The following is a 16,314-nucleotide window of genomic DNA, read 5'->3' on the forward strand; positions in this document are numbered from 1 at the left end:
TCGTACCGCGCTCTTTCCTGAGCGGCCGGGCGACAAATCCCGGCGCGCGTGTGCAATTTCCTACACAGCCCCATACCTCACTTGCCGTTAACGCCGCTTTAATGCAAGAGACGGCACGCAGATAAACGGAACGCTGCGTTCTTAATATTCAATTGTGTTGGTATTATTGAAGATTTCCGGCAGAGCCTTGACTATGCGGACGCCCGATCGGAACGGCCCGTACACCAAAGCTTAACGGGGGTGGCCGATCCGTTAATTTCCAGACTTCCAGGTGAGTCCGGACCCGGCCCGAGGCTGCGGCAGCGTACGGGCCGTCACTCGCCGGAACTGACCGCATAGAGCCTTCCGCCGGCCGGATCTTCCTCCCGTCCGAGCGGCTCAAGCCAGCCCGGCGCGGCCCCGGCATCGAGCCGGGCGAGCAGGCCGTCAGGGCGCGTTTTCGCCAGGATCCGGTTTTCAGGCGTGCCCGCACAGAAGAGCACATAGGAGGCGCCTACTGCCTCAAGCTTCTGGTGGGCTTCGGCCGGTTCGGCTGCGAAAATATCGAATGCCGCAGCAATCCCGGCCGCATCGCGGTGGTAATTGCCGCTGAGCGCGCGATGCGGCGTCTCGGCAAGGATGGGACTGCCCATATTGACCCCGGCAACGATGGTGCCGGGTGGAACCTGGTGGAGGAGGGCGAGCATTTGCGGGCTGAGGCAGGCGGCATCGGTCGTCCCCTGCGGCGGCACCGGCGGCTCCACCAGCATGACCGGCAGGATCCACAGCATCGGGTTCGCCAGGGCCAGCGGCAGAAGATAGGCGACCCGGCTCCCCTGCCCGTCCCGTCCCGACTGGAAGGCCGAGGCGCACCAGAGCGCCATTGGCCAGATCGCGATCAGATGGGCGAACACATAGAAGCGAATCTGGTAGAACATCAGCGCTATGGCGACGACCAGCAAGGCCGCGAACAGGACATGCACGCGCGTCTCACGGCCCCGAAGGATGGCCAAGGCGGAGATGGCGAGCGCCGACACAGGCAGGCCGAGCGCAAAGGCAGCAAACTGCCAGCGATCGTCGGCCGGCGCGAACATGGCCCGCGCTTCCGACACATTGCTGAGCCAGAGGGTGCGGACCTCTTCCGGAAGCGCATCGAGTGGGTTCGCAAAGCCGTCTGGCGCAAGGACGGCCACGGCCAGCGCTGTCGTAAGACCGATTGCGGCGAGGGCGCCAAACCTGACCGGCTTCGGCCTGTCAGATGCAAACCAGGCAGCTGCGGCAAGCCCCGTACCGCCGATCAGTGCCCCTGCGAGGCTGATGACCGACAGAGTGTCGGTATAGGCTGCGCCCCATTGCGCGGGGCCGACCATGGTGAGGAAGCTGAGCAGCACTGTGGCCGCAAAGGCGCCGCCGAATGCGGCCGTGCCGCGGCGCACGCGCGCGCCTGAATTCGCCCAATCCAGCGCATGGAAGGCGCACAGCACCGCGATATAGGGATATGTCTCGGCACCGATGGCCACAGACAGGCCCAGCGCAATGCCGGACAGGCTGTAACGCCCGGGCCGTGCGAGCGGATCGAGGCTCGCGCCGACGGCAAGCGCCAGCAGGCCGAGCTGCAGGTTGTGATGGTCGATTGCGCCGGACAGGAAGCGGAAGTGCACCAGGAATACCGGCAGCGCCACAATCAGGGTGAAGACCAGCACCCGCCCGTCGCCAAGATGACGTGCCCCCAGGATCAGGCCCGCCAGCACGATCAGGATGCTGAGCGGCGGCCACACCGAAATCGCCCACATCAGCGCGGTTTCCGACGGCATGAACAGGTCGAACAGGTGATAGAACAGCAGGATCGGCACGTCCGGAATGCGCGACCAATGCATCAGCGTGCCCCCTTCGGGACCAAGGCGATATTGGTGCATGTCGAACCAGCCCTGCCCGGCGAGCAGATCGCGGATCTGGACAAGGCGCATGACATCGTCGCCATCCGGACCCGGCCGGCCCACATGGCCATCCAGAAGGCTCCAGACAATGACGCTGGCAAAGATGAGGCCGGCGATGCCCAGGGCCCACTGCCAGGACGTGCGGCTGATTTGCGATGTCCCGGACATGGCGGTGTGTAGCCCCTTCCTCGAACGGCAAAACTAACTCTGGCGGAGTGTAGGAAAGCCTAAGAGCGAGCAGAGAGGTTCCGGTTCTGCCCGATCTGCCGGGAGCACTCAGAACAGGCTGACTTCGCCAGCGTCCGGAGCGGCCGGCTGCGGCGCCACGACTTGCTCCGCCACCGCCGATTTGAGGTACATCTGTTGCGCCCGGCCAGTGACGGGCCAGAAGCGAATCCGCCGCCCCCGGTCTCCGCCAAGGCTTTCGGAAACACAGGGGATTCCCTCGCGGGCAAGAAAGCGGCGCGCAAATTCCGCATTCTTGGCGCCGATGTCGCTGAGCCCGCTGACGATCCGCCCGCCGCCGAACAGTTTGGCGTTGAGCCGGTCCTTGCGCGCCCCGCGCTTCAGGAGCTCGTTGATCAGGAGTTCCATAGCGAAGGCACCGAACAAGGTGGCTTCGGTATCGTTCCCGGTCGCTTCCGGCAGGAGAAAATGGTTCATGCCGCCGATGCCGGCCGTTTCATCCCAGAGGCAGGTGGCGACACAAGACCCCAGCACAGTCACAAGCATCGTATTTGGATCATCGGACACCGCATGCGTGCCCTGAATGACATGGATGCTGCGCGCGCCGCTTGCGAGATCGGCTTCAGCCTGCACGGCGGGACACCTCGCTTGCTGCGCAGAGGCGCAGGATTTCGGGCGCGATGGCATCCAGTGGCAACTAAGTCTGCACCGCCCCGGTTTCGAATGCGACCCGCGGCATGCCGTAAACGACGCAGGAGTCTTCGTCCTGCCCGATGGTCGTGCCGCCCGCATTGCGGATGGCACCAAGGCCGGCCGCGCCATCCTTGCCCATGCCTGTCAGGATGACACCGACAACACGACTGCCGAATTGCTCCATCGAATTGAACAGGACGTCTACGGACGGGCGGTGGCCGGAATGCAGATCCCCGGCCTTCAATCGGCATTTCGGAGTCGGACCGCCTCCATCGACCTCAAGGTGATAGTCGCCGCCGGGCGCCAGATCGCCGCGCCCTGCCCCCAGCCGTGCGAGGCTCGTGAGGAATGCGTCAGATGGATCTTTGAGTGTGAGGGATTTTTCGTCGCGCCGGACGGTCCGGGCGGCAGACAGCAAGACCTGCAGTCCGGCGGCGCCAAGGAACTCGACGGCCGACGCATCCACGACGATGTCGCCGGGGCCCAGCTCGAGCAGGGTCCGGCGCAGGCTGACTGCGTCATCCGTGTTCACCCGGGCGCCCAGCAAAACGGTCCGATCCTGATGGATTTCGGCGGTCGTATCGAGAGTCACGGACAAGGAATCCTCCGGCATAGCCCCCGCGCGCCGGGATACGGGGATGGCGGATAGTCTTCAGATATACCTAATAATTCGTTGCCGGGGCCGGCGGCGGGCGCCCCCGCCCTGCGCCCCGGCAAAAAGTTCGCAGCGGGACGGTAGCTCCGTGCCGGTGGTCCGGTTTGGCCCGACTGCCAGCCTTCCGCAGCGCTACGACGCTGCCAACTGCCCCTGACCGGACAGGCCGTCTTGCTTTTTGCCCGAAGGCCCGGCATATCCCCAGCCCGGATGGGCGGTTAGCTCAGTTGGTAGAGCATCTCGTTTACACCGAGAGGGTCAGCGGTTCGAGCCCGTTACCGCCCACCATCCCCGCAAAGCAAAACGGCCGCCCCGTCAGGAGCGGCCGTTTGTTTTTTCAGTGCCCTCGGATCAGTGCGCGCGCGGCTGGTCGCCGGCTTCGCCGCCCTGTCCGGAAAGCGAGGCGTGCAGGGCCGCCTCGTCGGCTTCCGACCATTCGATCGGTGTCAGCGGCCGCGTGAGGGCGATCTTCAGCACTTCCTCGATGTCGGACACCGGGATGATGCGGAGGCCTTCCTTCACATTGTCCGGAATGTCCTCGAGATCCTTCTCGTTCTCTTCCGGAATGATGACGGTCTTGATGCCGCCGCGCAGGGCCGCGAGGAGCTTTTCCTTGAGCCCGCCGATGGGCAGCACACGACCACGCAGGCTGATCTCGCCCGTCATCGCGACTTCGCGGTTCACCGGCACGCCGGTGAGCAGCGAAACGATGGCCGTGGTCATCGCGGCACCGGCAGACGGACCGTCCTTCGGCGTGGCGCCATCCGGCACGTGGACGTGGATGTCCGTCGTGTTGAAGACGGTCGGCCTGATGCCGAACATCACCGACCGGGCGCGGACGAGCGAACTCGCCGCCTGGATCGATTCCTTCATCACGTCGCGGAGGTTGCCCGTGACCTTCATGTTGCCGCGGCCAGGCATCTTGACCGCCTCGATGGTGAGGAGGTCGCCGCCGGTCTCGGTCCAGGCAAGGCCGGTGACGGCGCCCACCTGGTCGGTCTCGTCGGCAAGGCCGTAGCGATACTTCCGCACGCCAGCGAACTCGCCGAGATTTTCCGGCGTGATGGTCAGCACGGCGGCATCGCCCTGCTCTGCCAGCTTGCGCACCGCCTTGCGGGCAAGGCGCGCAATCTCGCGCTTCAGGCTGCGGACGCCGGCTTCGCGGCTGTAGTAGCGGATGAGGTCGCGGATGGCCTGATCGGTGACCACGAATTCCGTCGCCTTGAGGCCATGATCCTCACGCACCTGAGGGATCAGGTGGCGCTTGGTGATCTCCAGCTTCTCGTCTTCCGTGTAGCCGGCGATGCGGATGATCTCCATGCGGTCCAGCAAGGGCTGGGGCATGTTGAGCGAATTCGCCGTGGTCACGAACATCACGTCGGACAGGTCGTAATCGACTTCCAGATAGTGGTCGTTGAACGTCGAGTTCTGCTCAGGATCGAGCACTTCCAGCAGGGCCGAGGCCGGATCGCCGCGATGGTCCATGCCCATCTTGTCGATCTCGTCGAGCAGGAACAGCGGGTTGCCGCTCTTCACCTTCTTCAGCGACTGGATGATGCGTCCCGGCATCGAGCCGATATAGGTCCGGCGGTGGCCGCGGATCTCGCTTTCGTCGCGCACGCCGCCCAGCGACACGCGCACAAAGTCGCGTCCCGTGGCTTCGGCGATGGAGCGGCCGAGCGAGGTCTTGCCGACGCCGGGCGGGCCGACGAGGCAAAGGATCGGGCCCTTCATCTTGCCGGTGCGTTTCTGCACGGCGAGATATTCGAGGATCCGCTCTTTCACTTTCTCGAGGCCGTAATGGTCGTCCTCAAGCTGTTTCTCGGCTTTGACGAGATCGGTCTGGATGTCCTTGCGCATGCCCCAGGGCAGCGAGAGCAGCCAGTCGAGATAGTTCCGCACGACCGTCGATTCTGCCGACATGGGCGACATCTGGCGCAGCTTCTTCAGCTCCGCATCGGCCTTGGTCCGGGCCTCGTCAGACAGCGGCGTTTCCTTGATGCGGGCTTCGAGTTCGGCAAGTTCATCGCGCTCGCCACCTTCGCCGCCCTGCTCACCCAGCTCGCGCTGGATCGCCTTCATCTGCTCGTTGAGGTAATACTCGCGCTGGGTCTTCTCCATCTGCCGCTTGACGCGGTTTTTGATCTTCCGCTCCATCTGCAGCATGCCCATCTCGCCTTCCATGAGGGCGAAGACCTTTTCGAGCCGGTCTTTCGCATCGGCGAGTTCAAGCAGTTCCTGCTTGTCGGTGAGCTTGACGGAGAGATTGGAGGCGACCGCATCGGCAAGCCGGCCCGGCTCGGTTATGGCACCGATGGTGCCGACCGATTCCGGCGGAATCTTGCGGTTGAGCTTCACATAGTTTTCGAACTGCTCCTGCACGGCGCGCATCAGGGCCTGAATGTCGCTGCCGTCGGTGTCGGCTTCGTCGAGCGTCTCGATCTCGGCTTCGAAATAGTCGCCGCGATCGTGAAGCTGGCGCAGGTGCGCACGGGATTTGCCCTCGACCAGCACCTTCACGGTGCCGTCGGGCAGTTTCAGGAGCTGAAGGATGGTCGCAATCGTACCCGTGCCGTGCACGTCATCGGGGCCGGGATCGTCGATCGCGGCGTCGAGCTGGGCGACCAGCATGATTTCATTGTCCGTTTCCTCGATCATTTCGAGAGCGCGGACGGACTTGTCGCGGCCCACAAAGAGCGGGGCGACCATGTCCGGGAACACAACGATGTCCCGAAGCGGCAACACCGGAAGGTTCTTGATCTTTGGCATCTGCATGCCTCCTTCGAGTTTATGGCCCCATCTGGCGGCGACCATGTGACCCTGACCGCCAATCATGGCGGGAGTCGGGCGATGGACTAGATGTGGAACGCGAAACCGGGGGCTTCAACCCGGCATATGCGCAACAAAATTGTGAACAGCGCATCCGCTTGAAATCAGGGCGCGGCTGCCTTCCAGGCTTTCGCTCCGGCCGCCATCGCGCGCTGGTTGGTCATGAAAGCGGACAAGACGCCAAGCCGTGTGTCAGGGGCCCCTCCTGCGCCCATCAGCTTGAGCTGTTCATAGTACCAGCTCATGCCCGCAAATCCGTTAAGGGCTTTTACGAGTTTTAGCGGAGACTGGGGCCCCAACAGGCCGGGGCCGATGCGCAAATGCTTCTCCCAGCCATCAATCGAAGCGGCTTCGCCAGAAAGCAGCCTTGCCGGGGCATCGGGATCGACACAGAGCGGGCGGCCGAGGCCGATCAGGTCCGCCTCCCCGGCTGCCACCGCCTCGTTCATGGCGGCAGTGGTGCGGAACCCGCCGGTGACCATCAGCGGCATGCTCGCCCGGTCCTGCACGGCGCGGGCGTAGCGGATGAAATAGGCTTCGCGGGCGCGGGTCGACTCGCGGACGGGTTCTTCGAAGACGGGTTGCAGGCCTTCGAGGTCCATCATCCTGGGCTGTTCATAGTTGCCGCCGGAAATCTCCACGAAATCAACGCCCAGCGTGTTCAGGATGTCGATGACGCCGAGGCAGTCCTCGAAACTGAAGCCGCCTTTCTGGAAGTCGGCCGAATTGAGCTTCACCGAGACGGAAAAGCCGGGACCGGCGGATATTTTCGCCTCTTTCACACAGGCAACCAGCAGCCGGGCGCGGTTTTCCAGCGGCCCGCCCCACTCATCCTGACGCTGGTTGGCAAGCGGCGAGAGGAAGGACGAGAGGAGATAGCCATGCGCGGCATGGACCTGAACGCCGTCAAAGCCGGTCTGTTTGGCGACCCTGGCCGCGCGGCCGAATCCTACGATAACGCCTTGTATTTCTTCAGCCGTCATGGCCCTCGGCGCGCCATATTGCCCGCCTGGCAGGCCGAGGGGGACCGGGCTTGGCGCGGCGGGGCGCGGGTTCACCGCCTTCGGCGTCTGCCGCCCGGCATGGCTGACCTGCATTATGAGGGCGGCGCCATGGCTCTTGGCCGCCTCGGCCCAGCGGGCGAAACCGTCGAGATCCTTATCCGACAGGCCCGGCCCTATGACTACATTGCCCACTTGTTCCAGATGGTCCCGGTCAATCTGGACATTGCCTGTAATGATACCGCCAAGGCCCCCTTCGGCCCAGCGGCGATAGAGACGGAGGTGAGCTTCAGTGACCCTATTGCGCGGATCCGCGAGTCCCTCTGTCATCGCCGCTTTCACAAGGCGGTTGGGGAATGTCAGCCCGCTCTGCAGGGTTAATGGCGTGTTAATCGTAGCAGGCATTGATGTGCTCCCATATCGACACCGACTCGCAGCGCCCCTAAGGGAGACCATACATGGCTGCCGCCAAGCAAGCTAAGCTGTTCGACCAAATGAGCTCCGACACATCAGGATATTCGGCCAAGGATATTGAAGTCCTTGAAGGCCTCGAGCCGGTGCGCAAGCGGCCGGGCATGTATATTGGCGGCACCGATGAGCGGGCCTACCACCACCTGTTCGCCGAAGTGCTCGACAACTCCATGGACGAGGCCGTCGCCGGCCATGCCAACCGGATCGAGATCAAGCTTGAGGCCGACGGCTACCTGACCGTGACCGACAATGGCCGCGGCATCCCGGTCGACCCGCACCCGAAATACCCCAAGAAGTCTGCCCTCGAAGTCATCATGACGACGCTGCACGCGGGCGGCAAATTCTCCGACAAGGCCTATGAGACCGCGGGCGGCCTGCACGGGGTCGGCATCTCGGTGGTCAACGCGCTCTCCGAGACGGTGGAAGTGGAGGTCGCGCGCGACCGCCTGCTCTACCGCCAGATCTTCTCGCGCGGCCTGCCGCAGGGCAAGCTCGCCAAGGTCGGCACGGCGCCCAACCGGCGCGGCACGTCCGTCCGCTTCAAGCCGGACCACCAGATCTTCGGCGACAAGATGCGCTGGCGCCCGGCGCGCCTGTTCCAGATGGCGCGCTCGAAGGCCTATCTCTATCGCGGCGTGGAAGTGCGCTGGGCCTGTGACCCGTCGCTGCTGCCGGAAGATTCCAAGATCCCGGCCGAGGCCGTCCTCTCCTACCCGAACGGCCTCGCCGACCAGCTGGACGAAGTCTTCGCCGGCAAGGCGACGATCACGGATAGTCCGTTCACGGGCCTGGTCGATATGAAGGGCGAAGGCAAGGTGGAATGGGCCATCGCCTGGACACAGGCGGGCTTCGGCGAGGCCGACGGCTTTGCCCGTTCCTACTGTAACACGATCCCGACACCGGAAGGCGGCACGCACGAGGCGGGCTTCCGCAGCGCGATCACCAAGGGCCTCAGGAATTTTGGCGAACTGACCGGCAACAAGAAAGCCTCGGACATCACCGCCGAGGACATCATGGGCCATTCGGGCCTGCTGCTGTCGGTCTTCATCAAGGGCCCGGAATTCGTCGGCCAGACCAAGGACAAGCTGTCCACCACGGCGGCCTTCCGCCTTGTCGAAAACGCCGTGCGCGACCGGTTCGACCACTGGCTGGCCGGCAGCCCGAAAGAAGCCGACAAGCTGCTCAGCTGGGCCGTCGACCGCGCCGATGAGCGCGCCCGCCGCCGCAAGGCGAAAGAGATCAGCCGCAAGACGGCCACCAAGAAACTCCGCCTGCCCGGCAAGCTGGCCGACTGTTCGGAAAAGGGCCCGGAGGGCACCGAGCTGTTCCTGGTCGAGGGCGACTCGGCCGGCGGCAGCGCCAAGCAGGCGCGCGACCGCAAGACGCAGGCTATCCTGCCCCTGCGCGGCAAGATCCTGAACGTCGAAAGCGCCAGCGACGACAAGCTGATGAACAATCAGGAGATCAACGATCTCGCCCTTGCTCTGGGCACGGACCTTGGCCGCAAGTTCAGCGTCGACGATTTGCGCTATGAGCGCATCATCATCATGACCGATGCCGACGTCGACGGCGCGCACATTGCGGCGCTGCTGATCACCTTCTTCTACCGCCTGACGCCGGGCCTGATCGAGGCCGGCCGCCTGTTCCTGGCCATGCCGCCGCTCTACAAGCTCTCGAACAAGGGCACGATCGTCTATGCCATGGACGATGCCGACCGCGCCGAGAAGATGAAGGAGCATTTCAAGGCGAACCAGAAGGTCGACATGACGCGCTTCAAGGGCCTTGGCGAGATGAATCCCGGCCAATTGAAAGAGACGACGATGAACCCGGCGACGCGCACGCTCGCCCGTGTCACGCTGCCCGATTCCATGGACGAACTGACCGAGATGAAGCCCGCCGACCTCATCAACACGCTGATGGGCAAGAAGGCCGAGCTGCGCTTCCGCTTCATCCAGGAAAACGCGGCCTTCGTGGAAGACCTGGATATCTAGGGCCTGAGCCCCTTCATCCTCCCCCGCCCGCGGGGGAGGTGGCAGACGGCGACGCCGGCTGACGGAGGGGGCCCGCGGCCGCCCCTCTCTCCCCCTTCCCCGGCGCTGCATTTCCCACACCCCCTCGGGGGACTAACCCGCCCCTCAGGCTCCGGAAAAAACTCCGCTGAGGCTCCGGGAAGGCTCCGGCCAGAGATTTTGTAGGATTGGAGGGGGGATTGAGGGGTGAGAAAGACAACAATACCCCTCTAAGCCGGCACCACAGTAAGATCATGGAGTGTCACACCGCACTGCCTCTTCCCCGACTCAAAAATCCACAAAAGATGCTCACCGGCGAGTCCATTCAGGGTTGAAGACGAGTCGATAACCGATGGATTTTGCGAACGTCGGGAGACTTTCATGAACAAAAGCCAAAACTCAATTGTAGTCCGACCGGGAATCAAAATTGGCTATGCCGATGCAGATGAAGACAAAGAGTTTCTAGATAACTGCTTCATTTCAAACACAGCAATTGATCGCGCGAAGAACACTGAAGACCCCGGATGCATAATTCTAGGTAGGACAGGCGCAGGAAAATCCGCTGCATTGTACAAGATTCGGAGTACGGAAGAGAATTGCATCGTTCTCACGCCATCAAACCTATCTCTACAGTTCATTTCAAATTCTACGATTATCCGCTTTTTCCATGACCTGGGCGTCGATCTCGATTTGTTCTTTCAGTTGCTTTGGCGCCATGTGCTTGTGCTCGAACTTCTCAACTATCGCTACAAAGTCAAAAACGAAGGCGATTTTGAAAGCGTTCTCGCGCGACTCAGCTCCTTCGCAGGGCTAAACCAAGCAAGGAAGCTCTCACTTGAGTACCTTCAAGAATGGGGAACAAAATTCTGGCAAGAAACTGAAGTGCGCATAAAAGAGATCGTAGAAAAGTTCGAACACGAACTAAAATCTGGAGTGGGGTTTGACGCGCAGACCGTATCGGGAAAGGTGGGTTTGGCAGACACCCTTTCTCAAGAGCAAAAGTCCGAAGTGATCCATCGCGCAAAGAACGTCGTTAGCCAAGTCCAGATAAAAAAGCTATCTGATCTTATGGACCTGATGGCCGAAGAGATTTTCACGGACAAGCAGCAAAAATACTATGTGATGATAGACCAACTCGACGAGGATTGGGTCGACGACGATCTTCGGTATCGACTGATTAGAGCGCTGATTGAGACTTTGAGAGCATTTAGAAAAGTCCGAAATGTCAAAATTCTCGTTGCACTTCGCTTTGATCTCCTTGAGCGAACTCTCAAGCATACTCAGACTTCTGGATTTCAAAGAGAAAAGTTTGAAGACTACATAATTCCAATAAGATGGACAAAGACTCAGCTTATCGATTTGATCAGTGAGCGGATCAAATACACTTATAAGAGACGCTATACCACGGACAGCGTCGGCTTTTATGACCTTTTCCCAAAGCGATATAGAAATCGGACTTCTATCGAAGACCACTTGATCCACAGAACTCAGTTTCGCCCTAGAGACATTATCGCATTCACAAATACAATTTTTGAAAAGAGCGCGAATTCCCCGCGTGTTTCGGCTGATCAAATTGATGACGCAGAAAACGAATACTCAAAGAAACGAAAACAGGCTTTGATTGACGAATGGGGCGATGAACACCCCAATCTCGCCACTTGCCTCGACACAATTCGTGGCATGCCCTCTCGCTTCTCAATCAAAGAGTTGGACCGAGTGACCCAGCCCCCTGATCCGGGCCGTTTATTTGGAGACTCCGTTCGCCTTTCTTTCTGGTTGGGTGGTGGTGGTCAAGGCCCGCTGAGCGGAGCTCTTGCGTAGCTCAGGCGAAGCGGGCCGGGCTCGCCTGACATTATCAGCGAACCTCGCCGGAGCGAGGCCGCCGAGGGATGTATGAGGGCGGACGGTATTGTAATCGATCCGCCAGGCTTCGATAATGCTGCGAGCCTCGCTGAGACGGTCGAACAGGTGCTCGTTGAGACATTCGTCCCGCAGCCGGCCATTGAATGATTCCACAAACGCATTCTGCGTTGGCTTTCCGGGCGCAATGTAGTGCCATTCGATCCGGGCCTCCTTGACCCATTTCAGGATTGCGTGACTGGTCAGCTCCGTGCCGTTGTCAGAGACGATCATCTGAGGACGACCGCGCTGGTCGATCAGCCGCGAGAGCTCCCGGGCGACGCGGATGCCCGACAGCGAGACATCGACAACCGTCGCCAGGGCCTCGCGTGTAAAGTCATCGACCACGCAGAGCGTCCTGAACCGCCTGCCATCACTCAGGGCATCGGAGACGAAGTCGAGGCTCCATCTCTGGTTCGGTCCCTCGGGAAGGTGCATCGGGCTGCGGGTGCCGACCGCGCGCTTGCGGCCGCGCCGGCGCTTCACGGCGAGACCCTCCTCCTGGTAGATCCGGAAGATCTTCTTGTGGTTGGCGCCCAGCCCCTCCCGGTCGAGCAGTATCCCCAGCCGGCGGTAACCGAACCGGCGGCGTGCCGCAGCCAGCGCTCGCAGACGCTCCCGCATGGCCGCGTCATCGCCCGCCTGTTTCTCATATTGGAACGTTGATCGATCCAGCTCAGCCAGCTTGCAGGCCCGACGTTCGCTCAGCTCATGCACCGCCATTAGGTGCTGCACGGCCTTGCGTTTGACATCGGGCGTCAGAAGTTTTTTGAGGCAAGATCCTTCAGCGCAGCATTGTCGAGCATCGCTTCGGCCAACAGGCGCTTCAGCTTGCTGTTCTCCGACTCCAGCGTCCGCAGCCGCTGGGCGTCCGACACCGTCATCCCGCCAAATTTGGCCTTCAGCTTGTAGAAGGTCGCATCCGACAGCCCGTACTTGCGACAGATGTCTGCCGTCTTCACGCCGCTCTCGTGCTCCCGGATCATCGCGATGATCTGCTCGTCTGTGAATCTGCTCTTGCGCATGTGTCATCCTCTCTAATCGAGAGAGTCTGCAAAATCATGGCCGGAATTCAGGGGGCTGGGTCACGAGTTGGAGCAGAACAGTGTATTCTTTCTTTATCAACAAACGACGGTGCGAAGGAATTGATCCAACAAATTGCTGTTACCTACTTAGGGCCGACGAGCGATCAGCATATACGCAAAGAGTTCATGCATGCATTGGTATCAATACTCTATAAGACGGGAACCGTTGGGGTAAAAACCCCTCACTCTGATAAGGTTGTGTACGCATATCAGCATCCATATGATTTGGATTTGAAGACATTGACTGATGACACTTACTTGTCGGTTTCGCCGATGTTATGGCCGGCCCTACAAATCATTAGAAAGCGAAAAGGCGAAATAGCCGGTACATCGGCCAAATAAACCGCCGCACTCGTCAAAGCACCATACCAAAGCGAAACTGTCCGGCGAGACAATTGCCTCACCATCCTTTCCCCCCTAAATGCTCCCCATGAGCAAAAAGCTGAACATTCTTGTCGCGCAGTTGAATCCCGTGGTGGGGGACATCCGGGGGAATCTCGCGCTGGCGCGGGGGGCGCTCAGTGAGGCGAAGGACAAGAGCGCGGACCTGGTCGTCCTGTCGGAACTCTTCATTCTCGGCTATCCGGCGGAGGACCTCGTGCTGAAGCCGGCCGCGGTCGAGCTGTCGATGAGCGCGGTGCATGAGCTGGCGCGCGAGACGGCGGACGGGCCGGCGGTGATCGTCGGGTCGCCCTGGGCCGAGGGGGGAAAGCGGCACAATTCCGCCGTGCTGCTGGCGGACGGGAAAATCGCCGGGCGCTATGACAAGCGCGAGCTGCCGAATTATGGCGTGTTCGACGAGAAGCGCATCTTCGATGCCGGCGACGGCGAGATGCCGGTGTTCGCGCTGAACGGCGTGACCTTCGGCATCGCCATCTGTGAGGATATCTGGTTCCCGCGCGTGCCCTCGGCGCTGGCCGAGGCCGGGGCGGACATGCTGGTCGTGCCGAATGGCAGCCCCTGGCGGCGCACCGTGCAGGTGGAGCGGCACACGACCTTCTCGGCCTGGCGCAAGACCGGCGTGCCCTATCTCTTCGTGAACCAGGTGGGCGGGCAGGACGAACTCGTCTTCGACGGGGCGAGCTATGCCGTCGATTTCGACGGGACAGAGCACCAGCTGCTGGGCGATTTCGTCACCGGCACGGCGATGGTGACGTATGACGGCACCGCGCACCGGTTTGCACCTGAGGGGCCGACTGTTCCGCTTACGGAAGGCTGGGAGGCGGAATACCGCGCGGCGATGCTGGCGCTCGGCGATTATGTCGACAAGAACCGGTTTCCGGGCGTCGTGCTGGGCATGTCGGGCGGCATCGATTCAGCGCTGACGGCGGCGATTGCGGTGGATGCCCTCGGGCCGGAGCGCGTCTGGTGCGTAATGCTGCCGTCGAAATATACGTCCTCGGACAGTCTGGAAGATGCGAAACTGTGTGCCGAGGCACTGGGCGCCAAGTATGACATCATCAATATCCGCCCCGGCGTGAATGCGCTGGACGAGATGCTGGCCACGCAGTTTGCCGGGCTGGCGCCCAATACGACGGAAGAGAATATCCAGTCGCGCCTGCGCGCGGTGACGCTGATGGCGCTCTCCAACAAGTTCGGGCACATGGTGGTGACCACCGGCAACAAGAGCGAAATGGCCGTCGGCTATGCGACGCTGTATGGCGATATGTGCGGGGGCTATAACGCGCTCAAGGATTTCTGGAAGACCGAAGTGTTCGAGCTGGCCCGCTGGCGCAACATGGCCGTGCCGAAGGGCGCGCTGGGGCCGGGCGGCGAAGTGATCCCCACGCGGATCATTACCAAGCCGCCGAGCGCGGAACTCCGCGAAGACCAGACGGACCAGGACTCCCTGCCCCCCTATGACGTGCTGGACGATATATTGCGCGGCCTTGTCGAGGGCGAGGAGGATGTCGACGAAATTCTCGCCCGCGGGCATGACGCGGCCACCGTGCGCCGCATCGAGCACCTCTTGTACATCGCCGAATACAAGCGCCGCCAGGCCCCGCCCGGCGTCAAGATCGGCGGCAAGAATTTCGGCCGCGACCGGCGCTACCCGATCACCAACCGCTTCCGGGACGATTAAATCTCCGCAGTCGGACGAGACGACCAGCGCTCAGTTTGACATTCCCTCGCTCGAGACATACATGCAACTTATTGCGCAATTAATTGCTTTTATGTTGGAAGGCTCAGAGCATGGCGGCGATGAACTTCAGAGACGAGCACGCGCTGAAGGGCGCGTTCGTGTCCAACAAACTCCTGAGGCTGGTGGACCTGATCGCCGACCAGGGCGACGATCTGTTGCGTGAGGCGGACATTACCGTCCCCGCAAGGGCGGTCGCCTGCACCCTGTTCATCGGAGACAAAGGCCAGGTATCCCTGGCGGACATCGCCAAGGCCCTCGATGAACCCCACCAATTGTCGGCTCAACGTGTCGAGGGTCTCATAGAGCTTGGCTTGCTGGAACGCAGGGATGACCCAAAGGATCGCCGGCGCAAGGTTCTGCGTCTGACGAAAAGCGGAAAGGCACAGTATCAGCGCCTGCTCGTTCGCCTGGCAGAGATCGAACAGGCGCTCACCGAACTGTACGCCGAGATCGATCACGACCTTCCGGCGATCCTGGATCGCGCGATCGATGCGCTGCGGCGCACGCCCCTGCTCGAGCGCATTCGCAAGCATGCGGCAACGGCCGGCGCATCAAGCAAAAAACAGAAAGCGAAATAGGATGACGGTCGCCGAAGCGGATAAGCGGGCTGCACGGAAGTCGATCGCCATATTCCTGATTATCCTGACGGCCATCAGTGCGGTGGGGCATTTCGCCATTGTCGGCCTCGCGCCGGTCAGCATCTATGTGGGCGCCTTGATGTGGTGTCCGGCCATCGCCGCGTTTCTGACGCTCAAGATCACGGGGCGAAAAATTGCTTCGCTGCCGTGGAGGATCGGGAACTGGCGCGACAACATCCAGTCCTATCTGGTCCCGGTCGCCTATGTGACGATCAGCTATGCGATCGCCTGGAGTGTCGGGTTCGGCGGCGCATTCGACGCCGACACGATGTCCGATTGGTCTGAAGAACTTGGCCTGCCGGACAGCCCGGGTCTGGCGGCGGCGCTGATGGTGGCGTTGTTCGCAACGATACAATTCGCAAAATCCCTCGGCACGATCGCGGGAGAGGAAATCGGCTGGCGCGGTTTCTTCATCTGGGAACTGAGGAAGGTTCTGCCGTTTGGCGGCGTTGCTCTGGTCAGCGGCGTCGTCTGGTCCGCCTGGCACTATCCGATCGTCCTCAAATACGGATCTGGAGACCCGCTATTCCAGGTCGCCTGCTTCACCCTGATGATCACGAGCATGTCGGTCATCATGGCGTATTATGCGTTCCGGTCGAATTCGCTTTGGCCCGCTGTCTTCTTTCACGGCGCCCACAACATCTACATCCAAAAGATCTTCTCACCCCTGACCACACCCAATGATCAGACGCGGTTCTGGATCGACGAATATGGATTGATGGTCCCCCTCATCGTCACGCTCATGGCAATCTATTACTGGCGGCGCGCAAAAGCCGAGGGGATGTAGGC

General features: G+C 61.5%; 12 protein-coding genes and 1 tRNA gene. 7 read left to right on the forward strand and 6 right to left on the reverse strand.

The genetic code is table 11. From position 1 onward, the window contains the following. Positions 1–314 precede the first annotated feature (314 nt). From R3C13_RS02315 to R3C13_RS02325, 3 genes are all read right to left on the reverse strand, one after another. Positions 315–2,084: a hypothetical protein gene (locus R3C13_RS02315; RefSeq protein ID WP_371309181.1), complete on the reverse strand. Its 1,770-nt coding sequence runs from the start codon at positions 2,082–2,084 to the stop codon at positions 315–317. A gap of 108 nt (positions 2,085–2,192) precedes the next feature. Then, positions 2,193–2,735: a chemotaxis protein CheD gene (locus R3C13_RS02320; protein WP_371309182.1), complete on the reverse strand. Its 543-nt coding sequence runs from the start codon at positions 2,733–2,735 to the stop codon at positions 2,193–2,195. 64 nt (positions 2,736–2,799) lie between these two features. Beyond that, entirely contained in the window at positions 2,800–3,387 is a 588-nt protein-coding gene (locus R3C13_RS02325; protein ID WP_371309634.1) for a chemotaxis protein CheB, read from the reverse strand. A 275-nt stretch (positions 3,388–3,662) separates the two neighbouring features. Here R3C13_RS02325 and R3C13_RS02330 point away from each other — a divergent pair. Then, positions 3,663–3,738 (forward strand) — tRNA-Val (locus R3C13_RS02330). Between the two features lie 63 nt (positions 3,739–3,801). Here R3C13_RS02330 and lon read toward each other — a convergent pair. Together lon and R3C13_RS02340 are read right to left on the reverse strand one after the other, a co-directional pair. Further along, entirely contained in the window at positions 3,802–6,219 is a 2,418-nt protein-coding gene (lon, locus tag R3C13_RS02335) for an endopeptidase La (RefSeq protein WP_371309183.1), read from the reverse strand. A 164-nt stretch (positions 6,220–6,383) separates the two neighbouring features. Continuing rightward, entirely contained in the window at positions 6,384–7,685 is a 1,302-nt protein-coding gene (locus R3C13_RS02340) for an NADH:flavin oxidoreductase/NADH oxidase family protein (RefSeq protein WP_371309184.1), read from the reverse strand. Positions 7,686–7,738: 53 nt separating this feature from the next. Here R3C13_RS02340 and parE point away from each other — a divergent pair, with 53 nt between their 5' ends. Both parE and R3C13_RS02350 read left to right on the forward strand, forming a co-directional pair. Further along, positions 7,739–9,742, forward strand: coding sequence for a DNA topoisomerase IV subunit B (gene parE / locus R3C13_RS02345; RefSeq protein WP_371309185.1), 2,004 nt, complete (start codon positions 7,739–7,741; stop codon positions 9,740–9,742). A 399-nt stretch (positions 9,743–10,141) separates the two neighbouring features. Then, positions 10,142–11,581, forward strand: coding sequence for a P-loop ATPase, Sll1717 family (locus R3C13_RS02350; protein WP_371309186.1), 1,440 nt, complete (start codon positions 10,142–10,144; stop codon positions 11,579–11,581). On the opposite strand, the gene R3C13_RS02355 is transcribed toward R3C13_RS02350, so the two are convergent. Next, a protein-coding gene (locus R3C13_RS02355; RefSeq protein WP_371309187.1) for an IS3 family transposase occupies positions 11,504–12,684 on the reverse strand; the annotation gives its coding sequence in 2 pieces (ribosomal slippage) (positions 11,504–12,426 and positions 12,426–12,684; 1,182 coding nt in all). The two genes, R3C13_RS02350 and R3C13_RS02355, sit on opposite strands and share 78 nt — an antisense overlap. Before the next feature lie 36 nt (positions 12,685–12,720). Between R3C13_RS02355 and R3C13_RS02360 the strand changes: the two genes are divergently transcribed. The 4 genes from R3C13_RS02360 (at position 12,721) to R3C13_RS02375 (ending at position 16,312) form a co-directional block, all read left to right on the forward strand. Beyond that, positions 12,721–13,086: a hypothetical protein gene (locus R3C13_RS02360; RefSeq protein ID WP_371309188.1), complete on the forward strand. Its 366-nt coding sequence runs from the start codon at positions 12,721–12,723 to the stop codon at positions 13,084–13,086. A gap of 88 nt (positions 13,087–13,174) precedes the next feature. Next, complete coding sequence (locus R3C13_RS02365; protein ID WP_371309189.1) at positions 13,175–14,827, forward strand: NAD+ synthase; 1,653 nt, start codon at positions 13,175–13,177, stop codon at positions 14,825–14,827. A gap of 110 nt (positions 14,828–14,937) precedes the next feature. Then, positions 14,938–15,465 carry a winged helix DNA-binding protein gene (locus tag R3C13_RS02370; protein WP_371309190.1) on the forward strand — a complete coding sequence of 176 codons (528 nt, stop codon included), beginning with the start codon at positions 14,938–14,940 and terminating at the stop codon, positions 15,463–15,465. Beyond that, a complete protein-coding gene (locus R3C13_RS02375; protein ID WP_371309191.1) occupies positions 15,419–16,312 on the forward strand; it encodes a lysostaphin resistance A-like protein in 894 nt (297 codons plus the stop codon). Before R3C13_RS02370 ends, R3C13_RS02375 begins: the two co-directional genes overlap by 47 nt. Positions 16,313–16,314: the final 2 nt, after the last annotated feature.

Source organism: Hyphomonas sp., from assembly GCF_041398385.1.
Taxonomy (GTDB): Bacteria; Pseudomonadota; Alphaproteobacteria; order Caulobacterales; family Hyphomonadaceae; genus Hyphomonas.

What these genes read in the sequence shown, in the direction of transcription:
- R3C13_RS02315 (WP_371309181.1), bottom strand. Translation starts at nt 2,084, where the DNA reads ATGTCCGGGACATCGCAAATCAGCCGCACGTCCTGGCAGTGGGCCCTG.
- lon (WP_371309183.1), bottom strand. Translation starts at nt 6,219, where the DNA reads ATGCCAAAGATCAAGAACCTTCCGGTGTTGCCGCTTCGGGACATCGTT.
- R3C13_RS02340 (WP_371309184.1), bottom strand. Translation starts at nt 7,685, where the DNA reads ATGCCTGCTACGATTAACACGCCATTAACCCTGCAGAGCGGGCTGACA.
- parE (WP_371309185.1), top strand. Translation starts at nt 7,739, where the DNA reads ATGGCTGCCGCCAAGCAAGCTAAGCTGTTCGACCAAATGAGCTCCGAC.
- R3C13_RS02350 (WP_371309186.1), top strand. Translation starts at nt 10,142, where the DNA reads ATGAACAAAAGCCAAAACTCAATTGTAGTCCGACCGGGAATCAAAATT.
- R3C13_RS02360 (WP_371309188.1), top strand. Translation starts at nt 12,721, where the DNA reads ATGGCCGGAATTCAGGGGGCTGGGTCACGAGTTGGAGCAGAACAGTGT.
- R3C13_RS02365 (WP_371309189.1), top strand. Translation starts at nt 13,175, where the DNA reads ATGAGCAAAAAGCTGAACATTCTTGTCGCGCAGTTGAATCCCGTGGTG.
- R3C13_RS02370 (WP_371309190.1), top strand. Translation starts at nt 14,938, where the DNA reads ATGGCGGCGATGAACTTCAGAGACGAGCACGCGCTGAAGGGCGCGTTC.
- R3C13_RS02375 (WP_371309191.1), top strand. Translation starts at nt 15,419, where the DNA reads ATGCGGCAACGGCCGGCGCATCAAGCAAAAAACAGAAAGCGAAATAGG.